This window comes from Rhizobium sp. PK7-22, assembly GCF_056530405.1.
Genome location: NZ_CP096514.1, coordinates 401,020 through 413,402, shown reverse-complemented (window position 1 = coordinate 413,402; position 12,383 = coordinate 401,020). Strand labels below are relative to the sequence as shown.

The following is a 12,383-nucleotide window of genomic DNA, read 5'->3' as shown; positions in this document are numbered from 1 at the left end:
GGCTCGCATGTCTGGCTGCGGACAATGATCTGGAGAGGAAGCTTTTCGATGGCGCGGAAGAAGATCGCACTTATTGGTTCTGGCATGATCGGTGGAACGCTGGCGCATCTCGCCGGCCTGAAAGAGCTGGGCGACATCGTCCTGTTCGACATCGCCGATGGTATTCCGCAGGGCAAGGGTCTGGATATTGCCCAGTCCTCCCCGGTCGAAGGCTTCAACGCCAAGCTGACCGGCGCCAGTGACTATTCTGCCATCGAAGGCGCCGATGTCTGCATCGTCACCGCCGGCGTTGCCCGCAAGCCGGGCATGAGCCGCGACGATCTTCTCGGCATCAACCTCAAGGTCATGGAACAGGTCGGCGCCGGCATCAAGAAGTATGCCCCGGACGCCTTCGTCATCTGCATCACCAACCCGCTCGACGCGATGGTCTGGGCGCTGCAGAAGTTCTCCGGCCTGCCGAAGAACATGGTCGTCGGCATGGCCGGCGTGCTGGACTCTTCCCGCTTCCGCCTGTTTCTTTCCGAAGAATTCAACGTCTCGGTCCAGGACGTCACCGCCTTTGTTCTTGGCGGTCACGGCGACACCATGGTGCCGCTTGCCCGTTACTCGACCGTCGGCGGCATTCCGCTGACCGACCTCGTGAAGATGGGTTGGATCACCAAGGAGCGCCTGGAAGAAATCATCCAGCGCACCCGTGACGGTGGCGCCGAGATCGTCGGCCTGCTGAAGACCGGCTCGGCCTATTATGCGCCTGCCGCCGCGGCGATCGAAATGGCCGACTCCTTCCTCAAGGACAAGAAGCGCGTGCTGCCCTGCGCTGCTTATCTTTCGGGCCAGTACGGCGTGAAGGACATGTATGTCGGCGTTCCGACAGTCATCGGCGCCGGCGGCGTCGAGCGCATCATCGAGGTCGAATTCAACAAGAGCGAGGAAGAGGCCTTCCAGAAGTCCGTCGGCGCGGTCGCCGGTCTTTGCGAAGCCTGCATCAACATCGCTCCCGCGCTGAAGTAATCGCGCCAGCTACATCCAAGGAAACGCTGATGAATATTCACGAATATCAGGCCAAGGCTCTGCTCAAGGGCTTCGGCGCTCCGGTTGCCGAAGGTGTGGCCATCCTCAAGGTCGAGGAAGCCGAAGCGGCTGCCAAGTCGCTGCCAGGTCCCCTCTATGTGGTCAAGAGCCAGATCCATGCGGGTGGCCGCGGCAAGGGCAAGTTCAAGGAACTCGGCCCCGATGCCAAGGGCGGCGTACGCCTTGCCAAGTCGATCGAGGAAGTGGTGTCCCACGCCCGCGACATGCTCGGCAACACGCTGGTGACGGCGCAGACCGGCGATGCCGGCAAGCAGGTCAACCGCCTCTACATCGAAGACGGCGCCGACATCGACCGCGAGCTCTACTGCTCGATCCTGGTCGACCGGTCGGTGGGTCAGGTCGCCTTCGTCGTTTCGACAGAGGGTGGCATGGACATCGAAGCCGTTGCCCACGACACGCCCGAGAAGATCCACACGATCGCCATCGAACCGGAAGCCGGCGTCACGGATGCCGACGTTGCGGCAATCTCGAAGGCTCTCGAACTCACGGGTGCCGCCGCTGAAGACGCCAAGGCCCTGTTTCCTGCGCTCTACAAGGCGTTTGTCGAAAAGGACATGGCGCTGCTCGAGGTCAACCCGCTGATCGTCATGACCGACGGCCACCTGCGCGTTCTCGACGCCAAGATGTCGTTCGACGGCAATGCCCTGTTCCGCCACGACGACGTCCGCGCGCTGCGCGACGAGACCGAAGAAGACGCCAAGGAAATCGAAGCCTCCAAGTGGGACCTCGCCTATGTCGCCCTCGACGGCAACATCGGCTGCATGGTCAATGGCGCAGGCCTTGCCATGGCGACGATGGACATCATCAAGCTCTACGGCAAGGAGCCGGCAAACTTCTGCGACGTCGGCGGTGGCGCCGGCAAGGAGAAGGTCGCGGCTGCCTTCAAGATCATCACGGCCGATCCGAAGGTCGAGGGGATCCTCGTCAACATCTTCGGCGGCATCATGAAGTGCGATGTGATCGCCGAGGGTGTCGTCGCCGCGGTGCAGGAAGTGGGCCTCAAGGTTCCGCTGGTCGTGCGCCTCGAAGGCACCAATGTCGAGCTTGGCAAGAAGATCCTCAACGAATCGGGCCTGGCCATCACCGCAGCCGACGACTTGGACGATGCCGCCAAGAAGATCGTCGCGGCGATCAACGCCTAATCTGAAGGACCGGAAACAATGTCAATTCTTGTAAACAAGAACACCAAGGTCCTGGTTCAGGGCCTGACCGGCAAGACCGGCACCTTCCACACCGAACAGGCGCTGGCCTACTACGGCACGCAGATGGTCGGCGGCATCCACCCGAAGAAGGGTGGCGAAACCTGGACCGGCTCGAAGGGCGAAAGCCTGCCAATCTTTGCGACCGTGGCCGAAGCCAAGGAAGCAACCGGCGCCGATGCATCCGTGATCTACGTTCCGCCGGCAGGCGCCGCCGACGCGATCATCGAGGCGATCGACGCCGAGATCCCGTTCATCACCTGCATCACCGAAGGCATCCCGGTCATGGACATGGTTCGCGTCAAGGCTCGCCTCGACCGGTCCAAGTCGCGCCTGCTCGGCCCGAACTGCCCGGGCGTCCTCACCCCGGAAGAATGCAAGATCGGCATCATGCCGGGCTCGATCTTCCGCAAGGGTTCGGTCGGTATCGTCTCGCGCTCCGGCACGCTCACCTATGAAGCCGTGTTCCAGACGTCCAACGAAGGCCTCGGCCAGACCACGGCTGTCGGCATCGGCGGCGATCCGGTCAAGGGCACGGAATTCATCGACATCCTGGAGATGTTCCTCGCCGACGAGGCCACCCAGTCGATCATCATGATCGGCGAGATCGGTGGTTCTGCGGAAGAAGACGCGGCTCAGTTCCTGATCGACGAAGCCAAGAAGGGCCGCAAGAAGCCGATGGCAGGCTTCATCGCCGGTCGTACGGCGCCCAAGGGTCGCACCATGGGCCACGCCGGCGCTGTCGTTTCCGGCGGCAAGGGCGATGCGGAATCGAAGATCTCGGCCATGGAAGCGGCCGGCATCAAGGTGTCGCCTTCTCCGGCCCGTCTCGGCACGACGCTGGTTGAAGTCCTCAAGGGCTAAGGCCACATAGGCATCAAGGCCGCCCGGCTTGCGCCGGTCGGCCACACAATCGGCAAGGCGGTGCGGAACAGGTGTCGTCCTTGCGGGTTCAGCGTCAACGGCGCGGACCATGGCCGTCTCAGGCGGCTTCAGAGACAAGACCATCAAAGCGACGGCCGACGCTCATCTTTTGGCCCTCAGTTTCGTCGGGAGGCGGGCGCGGCGTCCGCAAGAAAATCATGGCACGGCAAGAAGCCAACGAGCAGTTCCTCATCACCTCCTTCCTCGACGGCGCGAATGCCTCCTATATAGAGCAGCTGTATGCCCGGTATGAGGACGATCCGAATTCGGTCGGCCCGGAATGGCAGTCCTTCTTCAAGGCGCTCGCCGACAGTCCGGACGATGTGAAGAAGGCCGCCAAGGGTGCATCCTGGCAGCGCAAGAACTGGCCGATCGATGCCGGAGGCGATCTCGTCTCGGCGCTCGACGGCAACTGGCCGGTCGTTGAAAAGGCGATCGAAGGCAAGGTCAAGGCGAAGGCAGAGGCCGCAGCGGTTGCCACGGGAGCGACGGTCAACGAGGCCGACGTGCTGCAGGCGACGCGCGATTCCGTCCGCGCCATCATGATGATCCGCGCCTACCGCATGCGGGGCCACCTGCACGCCAAGCTCGATCCGCTCGGTCTTGCCATTCCGGTGGAGGACTACAACGAGCTGTCGCCCAGCGCCTACGGTTTCACCGAGGCCGACTACGACCGCAAGATCTTTATCGACAACGTGCTCGGGCTCGAGTTCGCGACCATTCGCGAAATGATCGACATCCTGGAGCGCACCTATTGCTCGACGATGGGTGTCGAGTTCATGCATATTTCAGACCCGGAAGAAAAAGCCTGGGTTCAGGAACGCATCGAAGGCCCGCACAAGGGCGTGGAGTTCACTCCGAACGGCAAGAAGGCCATCCTGCAGAAGCTGGTTGAGGCTGAAGGCTACGAGCAGTTCCTCGACGTCCGGTTCAAGGGCACGAAGCGCTTCGGCCTCGACGGCGGTGAATCGCTGATCCCCGCACTCGAGCAGATCATCAAGCGCGGTGGCCAGGACGGCCTCGAGGAAATCGTTCTCGGCATGGCCCACCGCGGCCGCCTGAATGTGCTGACCAACGTTATGGGCAAGCCGCATCGCGCCGTGTTCCACGAGTTCAAGGGTGGCTCGTTCAAGCCGGACGACGTCGAAGGCTCTGGCGACGTCAAGTATCACCTCGGCGCGTCTTCGGACCGCGAGTTCGACGGCAACAAGGTCCACCTTTCGCTGACGGCAAACCCGTCGCACCTTGAGATCGTCAATCCTGTGGTCATGGGCAAGGCGCGCGCCAAGCAGGACATGCTTGCCAAGACCGCCGACAAGGATGGTATCGTTCCGCTGGCCGAACGCTCCAAGGTGCTGCCGCTGCTCCTGCACGGCGATGCGGCCTTCGCCGGCCAGGGCGTCGTAGCCGAAATCCTCGGTCTCTCCGGCCTGCGCGGCCATCGCGTCGCCGGAACGATGCACGTCATCATCAACAACCAGATCGGATTCACCACCAATCCGGCCTTCTCCCGCTCATCGCCGTATCCGTCGGACGTGGCAAAGATGATCGAGGCGCCGATCTTCCACGTCAACGGCGACGATCCTGAAGCCGTCACCTACGCCGCCAAGATCGCCACCGAATACCGGATGAAGTTCCACAAGCCGGTCGTCCTGGACATCTTCTGCTACCGCCGCTTCGGCCACAACGAGGGCGACGAGCCGGCGTTCACGCAGCCGAAGATGTACAAGGTCATCCGCGGCCACAAGACCGTGGCGCAGATCTACGCCGATCGCCTGATCGCCGAAGGCCTGATCAGCGATGGCGAATTCGAGAAGATGAAGGCGGACTGGCGCGCGCACCTCGAGCAGGAGTTCGAGGCGGGCCAGAGCTACAAGCCCAACAAGGCCGACTGGCTGGACGGCGTCTGGTCCGGTCTGCGCTCCGCCGACAATGCCGACGAGCAGCGCCGCGGCAAGACCGCCATGCCGATGAAGCAGCTGAAGGAGATCGGTCGCAAGCTTTCGACCATTCCGGAAGGCTTCAACGCGCACCGGACGATCAAGCGCTTCATGGACAACCGGGCGCAGATGATCGAGACCGGCGAGGGGATCGACTGGGCGATGGGCGAGGCACTGGCCTTCGGATCGCTGACCGTCGAGGGCACGAAGATCCGCCTGTCCGGCCAGGATGTCGAACGCGGCACCTTCTCGCAGCGCCATTCGGTTCTCTACGATCAGGAGACGGAGGAGCGCTTCGTTCCGCTTGCCAACCTGTCGCCGACGCAGGCCCGCTACGAGGTCATCAATTCGATGCTCTCGGAAGAGGCGGTGCTCGGCTTCGAATACGGCTATTCGCTGGCGCGTCCGAATGCGCTGACCCTGTGGGAAGCCCAGTTCGGCGACTTCGCCAACGGCGCGCAGGTGGTCTTCGACCAGTTCATCTCGTCGGGCGAGCGCAAGTGGCTGCGCATGTCCGGCCTCGTCTGCCTGCTGCCGCACGGCTACGAGGGGCAGGGACCAGAGCATTCCTCGGCACGCCTGGAGCGTTGGCTGCAGATGTGCGCGGAAGACAACATGCAGGTCGCCTACTGCACGACGCCGGCCAACTACTTCCATATCCTGCGCCGCCAGATGAAGCGCGATTTCCGCAAGCCGCTCATCCTGATGACGCCGAAGTCGCTGCTGCGCCACAAGCGTGCCACCTCGGCGCTCGCAGAGTTTGCAGGCGAATCCTCCTTCCACCGCCTGCTGTGGGATGATGCGGAGGTCATCAAGGATGGCCCGATCAAGCTGCAGAAGGACGCCAAGATCCGTCGGGTCGTGATGTGTTCGGGCAAGGTCTACTACGACCTTCTGGAAGAGCGCGAGAAGCGCGGCATCGACGACGTCTACCTGCTGCGCATCGAGCAGCTGTATCCGTTCCCGGCGAAGGCGCTGATCAACGAGCTGTCGCGCTTCCGCAATGCGGAGATGGTCTGGTGCCAGGAAGAGCCCAAGAACATGGGCAGCTGGTCCTTCATCGATCCGTACCTGGAGTGGGTGCTTGCCCATATCGACGCCAAGTACCAGCGCGTCCGCTACACCGGTCGCCCGGCTGCGGCCTCGCCTGCCACAGGCCTGATGTCGAAGCACCTGGCACAGCTTGAAGCATTCCTTGAAGACGCGCTCGGCGGCTGATCCTCAGCCGCCTTCGCGACACCCAATAACGGCATCCTAGAGAAAACGGAAACAGACCATGGCCACCGAAATCCGCGTCCCGACCCTCGGGGAATCCGTCAGCGAAGCCACCGTCGGCACCTGGTTCAAGAAAGTCGGCGACATCATCAAGGCCGACGAGCCGCTCGTCGAGCTGGAAACCGACAAGGTCACGGTCGAAGTTCCGGCACCGGCTTCCGGCGTCCTGACCGAAATCGTTGCACAGAACGGCGAGACTGTCGGTCTCGACGCACTTCTCGGACAGATTTCCGAAGGTGGCGCAGGGGCAGCTCCCGCTGCTCCCGCAAAGGCTGAAGAGCCGGCCAAGGCTTCCGAACCCGCTCCGGCCAAGGCTGCAGAGCCGGCAGCCGCTGCCAAGTCCGCTCCTTCCGACATGCCGGCGGCTCCTGCCGCTGCCAAGATGCTCTCGGAAAACAATCTTTCGGCCGAGCAGGTCGATGGTTCGGGCAAGCGCGGCCAGGTCCTGAAGGGCGATGTCATAGCAGCCGTAACCAAGGGCATTTCCGCACCGGCGGCCCAGGCCCAGGCCGAGGCTCCGAAGGCTGCCCGCGCACCATCCAGCACGGACGATGCGTCCCGCGAAGAGCGTGTGAAGATGACGCGCCTGCGCCAGACCATCGCGCGCCGTCTGAAGGATGCCCAGAACTCGGCTGCCATGCTGACCACCTACAACGAGGTGGACATGAAGGCGGTGATGGATCTGCGCAACCGCTACAAGGATATCTTCGAGAAGAAGCACGGCGTGAAGCTCGGCTTCATGGGCTTCTTCACCAAGGCCGTCACTCATGCGCTGAAGGAACTGCCGGCGGTCAACGCCGAAATCGACGGTACCGACATCATCTACAAGAACTACTGCCACGTCGGCGTCGCCGTCGGCACGGACAAGGGTCTTGTCGTGCCGGTCGTGCGCGACGCGGACCAGATGTCGATTGCCGAGATCGAGAAGGAAATCGGTCGCCTGGGCCGGGCAGCACGCGACGGCCAGCTCAGCATGGCCGACATGCAGGGCGGCACGTTCACCATCTCCAACGGCGGCGTCTACGGTTCGCTGATGTCCTCGCCGATCCTCAATGCACCGCAGTCGGGTATCCTCGGCATGCACAAGATCCAGGAACGCCCGGTCGCCATCGGCGGACAGGTGGTCATCCGTCCGATGATGTATCTGGCACTGTCCTATGACCACCGGATCGTCGACGGCAAGGAAGCCGTCACCTTCCTGGTGCGGGTCAAGGAAAGCCTGGAAGATCCTGAACGTCTGGTTCTCGACCTCTAAGCAAGGAAAAGCAGCATGGACATCGCTTCGGCAGATGCCACGTATCTCCTGACGCTGCTCACCCTCAGCGTGGTCCTGCTGCTCGTCCACATCGGGCTGCAGGGCATGCTGGCGACCAAGGAACTGGGGTCCGCTTGGAACGCGGGGCCCAGGGACGAAGGCAGGGCGCCGAAGGGTGCCCTGGCCGGCCGGGCGGAGCGGGCTTCCCTGAACTTTCGGGAAACCTATCCAGCCTTTGTCGGGCTGCTGCTTGCACTGTCGTTCACCGGCGATGCGTCCGGGTTCGGGCTCGTCGGCGGCACCGTGTGGCTGGTGGCCAGGATCGCCTATGTTCCGCTCTACCTTGCCGGAATACCCTACATCCGCTCGCTCGTCTGGCTTGTCAGCATCCTCGGGCTGCTGATGATGATGTTTGCCCTGTTCGCCTGATCGACGCGGCGTTTCACTAAAAAGGAATCTGAAATGGCATATGATCTCGTCGTCATCGGAAGCGGCCCCGGCGGATATGTCTGCGCCATCAAGGCGGCACAGCTCGGGCTCAAGGTCGCGGTCGTCGAGAAGCGTTCGACCTACGGCGGCACCTGCCTGAACATCGGTTGCATTCCCTCCAAGGCGCTGCTGCATGCCTCCGAGATGTTCAGCCATGCCGCCCACGGGATGGATGAACTCGGCGTCGAGATCGCGGCGCCGAAGCTCAACCTCGAGAAGATGATGGCGCACAAGGATGCGACCGTGAAGTCCAACGTCGAGGGCGTGTCGTTCCTGTTCAAGAAGAACAAGATCGACGGCTTCCAGGGCACCGGCAAGATCGTCTCGGCCGGAAAGGTCTCTGTGACGGGCGAGGACGGCAAGACGCAGGAACTCGAGACGAAGAACATCGTCATCGCCACCGGTTCGGACATTGCCGGCATTCCGGGTGTCGCCGTCGACATCGACGAGAAGGTAATCGTGTCGTCCACCGGCGGCATCGCGCTCGACAAGGTGCCGGAGCACATGATCGTCGTCGGCGGCGGTGTGATCGGCCTCGAACTCGGCTCGGTGTGGCTGCGCCTCGGCGCCAAGGTGACCGTCATCGAATATCTCGACACCATCCTCGGCGGCATGGACGGCGATGTGTCCAAGCAGTTCCAGCGGATGCTGGCAAAGCAGGGCATGGCCTTCAACCTCGGCGCCAAGGTGACCGGTGTCGAGAAGACAGGCACCGGCGCGAAGGTGACTTTCGAAGCCGTCAAGGGCGGCGAGGCGCAGACACTGGATGCGGATGTCGTGCTCGTGTCCACCGGACGCAAGCCGTTTACGGCCGGGCTTGGCCTGGAAGAGGCAGGCGTGGTGCTGGACAACCGCGGCCGCGTCGAGATCGACGGTCACTACAAGACGAATGTCGACGGCATCTACGCGATCGGAGACGTGGTGAAGGGTCCGATGCTGGCGCACAAGGCGGAAGACGAGGGTGTGGCGCTTGCCGAAATCCTCGCCGGCCAGCATGGCCACGTAAACTACGACGTCATTCCAAGCGTCGTCTACACGCAGCCGGAAGTCGCCTCCGTCGGCAAGACGGAGGAGGAGCTGAAGGCCGCTGGCGTCGCATACAAGGTCGGTAAATTCCCGTTCACCGCCAACGGCCGCGCGCGCGCCATGCTGGCGACGGATGGCTTCGTGAAGATCCTCGCGGACAAGGAAACCGACCGCGTTCTGGGCGGCCACATCATTGCTCTCGGCGCGGGCGAGATGATCCACGAGATTGCCGTGCTGATGGAGTTCGGCGGCTCTTCGGAAGACCTTGGTCGCACCTGCCATGCGCATCCGACCATGTCGGAAGCGGTGAAGGAGTCGGCTCTCGCCACCTTCTTCAAGCCGATCCACATGTAAAAACGCAAATCCAGAATTACATCTTCTTCATCTTCAAGGCCGCAGCTTGTCTAACGCGCTGCGGCCTTTATCGTCTGGAAGCAATTGCCGCTCAGTGATTGACGAAAGGCAAGTAAATGGCTTCCGATCCTGTTTCCTATTCAGTCTCCCAGCGCATCCTGCATTGGCTGGTCGTCGCTCTCGTCTTCTTCAACCTGCTGCTTCCCGATGGAATGCAGGATTGGAGCCTAGCGTTCAGCCAAGCTGGCACGGCGACGGCCGAGCAGGTGGCAAGCGCCAATCTCCACGCCTATGCCGGCATCGCGATCCTGATCCTGACGCTCTGTCGGATCGGTCTGAGGCTGACGATGAAGGCCGCGGCACTGCCGGCCGAAGAGCCGCCGCTCTTTCGTCTGGCGGCGAAGATCGCGCATGGTGCTCTCTATTTCATCACCATTGCCCTACCGTTCAGCGGCATGGCTGCGTATTACTTCGGCATCAAACAGGCGGGCGCGGTCCATGGAGGGCCGCTGAAGCTGCTTCTGTGGCTGGTCATCGTGGCCCATGTGCTGGGCGTCCTGGTGCACCAGTTCTACTGGAAGACCAATATCCTGCGGCGGATGACGGTCGGCTGAGCCAGGCTCAGGGTGCTGGAGTAACCGTAAAGCCCTGCTCGCGGAGCAGGGCGACAAGGCCCTCCTCGCCCGGCAGATGCAGGGCGCCGACGGCCATGAACACACCGCCTTCGGCCAGCATCGGCGCTGCCCGTTCGGCCATGCGCTTGTTGCGGTCGGAGATGACGGCGCTTTCAAAGGCCGCATAGGCGCTTTCGTCATCGCCCGATTCCGCTGGGGTCAGCGCCTTCAGTGCCGGGATCGTAAGGCCGGTTTCTCCGGAGAGATAGAGCTGCGTCATGGTCTCCACGACGTCGTCCATGCGGTCACCGAGCTTCACGGTCTCCACCAGTGCCTCGAGGTGGAATTCGATCGGCATCTTCGTCATCGCTTCAAGCTGCTCCTGAAGCGTCTCAAGCCCCTTCACCGGCTTTCCGGCGGCGACCGCGTCAAGCGCGATCTGCTTGTCGAGGAAGACGGCACGTTCGGCCTTGCGCGCCGTTTCGCAGGCGGAACTGGCGACGAAGGCCGCCAGCATCCAGGGTTTCATCCGGGAGACGGCGGAGAGAGAAAGGCCGCGGCTTTTCAGACCTGCCTGGAGCACAGCGAGATCATCGGCCGCCAGCAGGATTTCGATCGACCGGCCATCGGTGAACATGGTGAGCTCCGGCTTGCCCAGAATGGCAGCCATCGCCTTTTTCTCGTCGAGGATCTCGTCCGATTCGATCACGATCGTCCGGGCGCCGGCCTGTGCTTCTGCCGCGCCGGGAGGCATCTTCAGGACGCGCGGGTCGGTGACATGCATGGTGCCGAGCAAGTACGATGGCTGGCTCCCCGAGCGTTCGATCTTCCAGAACAGGCCCTGGCCGTTGACAATCTGCCGGCCTTCGTCGAGCACTTCGACGTAGCGTTCGGGATCATCCTTCCGAAGCGTCTCGAGCAGGTTTTCGCCGCGGCACTCGGTTTCTGCCCGGGCAGGAGACAGCGTGCCCAGCACCATCATGAGAGACGCCAGCAGAAGAAGATGGAGCCCGGCCATCAGCCACAGCGAGACAGACGGCAGCCAGCGCGGCAGGCTGCGGGAGATACGGGAAGAGCCGGGGTTCATCATGTCATCCGTCCGAAATTTCCGCGCACCCTAATTGCGTCGGCTCCACAACAGATTAACGCATATGTTTAACGTCTAATAAAGCCCTGCTCAGGCCCGGGGATGGGCGCGGTCGTAGACATCGAGCAGCCGGGCGCTGTCAACGCCTGTGTAGATCTGTGTGGTGGAGAGGCTGGCATGGCCGAGAAGCTCCTGGATCGTTCGCAGATCGCCGCCGCCCGAAAGGAGATGGGTGGCAAACGAGTGGCGCAGGGCATGCGGCGTTGCTGTCTCCGGCAGGCCGAAGGCGCCCCGCAGCTTCTGCATGCCGCGCTGGATGATGGCCGGCTGCAGCGGCCCGCCGCGCGCGCCGCGAAACATGGGGGCATCGGAAGCCAAGACATAGGGGCACAGTGTCCTGTAGGTCTCCACCGCCTCTATGACGAGCGGCAGCAGGGGCACGATGCGGGTCTTGCCGCCCTTGCCGGTCACCCGCAGCACCGTATTGCCCGGTTGAACATCCGCGGGGCGAAGGCCCAGCGCCTCAGAGATGCGCAGACCGCAGCCGTAGAGCAGCGTCAGGACAGCAGCATCCCGGGCGGCGATCCAGGGCTCTTCATTGAGCTGGGTTTCGGCCGCGACCACTGCGACGGCCTGTTGGTCGGTCAACGGCTTCGGCAGCGACTTCGGCTGCCTCGGCGCCCGAATGGCCCCGGCGGCGGCCGCATTCACAAGGCCCTGGCGCTCCAGGTAGCGCAGAAAAGAACGCAGACCGGCCAGATGGCGTCCGAGCGAGCGGACGCCTGCACCCTGGCGTCGGCGGAAGGCGAGGAAGGCCCGCAGATCCGCCGTCCGCAGCGTATGGATGTCGGCGATTCGGGCCGGTCCACCCAGGTGTTCGGTCAGGAACGACAGGAATTGCCGGCTGTCCCGTTCATAGGCGTCCAGGGTGTTTGGCGACAGGCGGCGCTCGTCGCATAGGCTTTCCAGCCACTCCCGGCGCTTGTCGAGCAGGTCCGGTGCGGCGATCGTCAGAAGTTCGTTCAATTTCGCGCCTATTGAATTGCTCAGGTATCCGACACAGATTGCAGGGGGCGGCGTTACAATTTGCTAAAGATGCAACGTTGTCATTGTTCGATCATACGGGAC

General features: G+C 62.8%; 10 protein-coding genes. 8 read left to right on the top strand and 2 right to left on the bottom strand.

What is annotated here, in order from left to right:
- Positions 1-48 precede the first annotated feature (48 nt).
- From mdh to M1E10_RS06745, 8 genes are all read left to right on the top strand, one after another.
- A complete protein-coding gene (gene mdh / locus M1E10_RS06780; protein ID WP_499175611.1) occupies positions 49-1,011 on the top strand; it encodes a malate dehydrogenase in 963 nt (320 codons plus the stop codon).
- Positions 1,012-1,040: 29 nt separating this feature from the next.
- On the top strand, positions 1,041-2,234 hold the full coding sequence (gene sucC / locus M1E10_RS06775) for a succinate--CoA ligase subunit beta (RefSeq protein WP_499175610.1): 1,194 nt from the start codon (positions 1,041-1,043) through the stop codon (positions 2,232-2,234).
- 18 nt (positions 2,235-2,252) lie between these two features.
- Positions 2,253-3,155 (top strand): succinate--CoA ligase subunit alpha, encoded by a 903-nt coding sequence (sucD, locus tag M1E10_RS06770; protein ID WP_499175609.1) that lies wholly within the window; start codon positions 2,253-2,255, stop codon positions 3,153-3,155.
- A 218-nt stretch (positions 3,156-3,373) separates the two neighbouring features.
- A complete protein-coding gene (locus M1E10_RS06765) occupies positions 3,374-6,373 on the top strand; it encodes a 2-oxoglutarate dehydrogenase family protein (protein ID WP_499175608.1) in 3,000 nt (999 codons plus the stop codon).
- A gap of 58 nt (positions 6,374-6,431) precedes the next feature.
- Complete coding sequence (odhB, locus tag M1E10_RS06760) at positions 6,432-7,685, top strand: 2-oxoglutarate dehydrogenase complex dihydrolipoyllysine-residue succinyltransferase (protein ID WP_499175607.1); 1,254 nt, start codon at positions 6,432-6,434, stop codon at positions 7,683-7,685.
- 15 nt (positions 7,686-7,700) lie between these two features.
- On the top strand, positions 7,701-8,114 hold the full coding sequence (locus M1E10_RS06755; protein WP_499175606.1) for an MAPEG family protein: 414 nt from the start codon (positions 7,701-7,703) through the stop codon (positions 8,112-8,114).
- A 33-nt stretch (positions 8,115-8,147) separates the two neighbouring features.
- Positions 8,148-9,554 carry a dihydrolipoyl dehydrogenase gene (gene lpdA / locus M1E10_RS06750; protein ID WP_499175605.1) on the top strand — a complete coding sequence of 469 codons (1,407 nt, stop codon included), beginning with the start codon at positions 8,148-8,150 and terminating at the stop codon, positions 9,552-9,554.
- A 116-nt stretch (positions 9,555-9,670) separates the two neighbouring features.
- The gene (locus M1E10_RS06745; RefSeq protein ID WP_499175604.1) at positions 9,671-10,168 is read left to right on the top strand and encodes a cytochrome b; all 498 of its coding nucleotides are present in this window, start codon (positions 9,671-9,673) and stop codon (positions 10,166-10,168) included.
- A 7-nt stretch (positions 10,169-10,175) separates the two neighbouring features.
- Here the strand turns inward: M1E10_RS06745 and M1E10_RS06740 are convergent, their stop codons facing one another.
- The gene (locus tag M1E10_RS06740) at positions 10,176-11,255 is read right to left on the bottom strand and encodes a TraB/GumN family protein (RefSeq protein WP_499177105.1); all 1,080 of its coding nucleotides are present in this window, start codon (positions 11,253-11,255) and stop codon (positions 10,176-10,178) included.
- Positions 11,256-11,345: 90 nt separating this feature from the next.
- A complete protein-coding gene (locus tag M1E10_RS06735) occupies positions 11,346-12,281 on the bottom strand; it encodes a tyrosine recombinase XerC (protein ID WP_499175602.1) in 936 nt (311 codons plus the stop codon).
- Between the last annotated feature and the right edge of the window lie 102 nt (positions 12,282-12,383).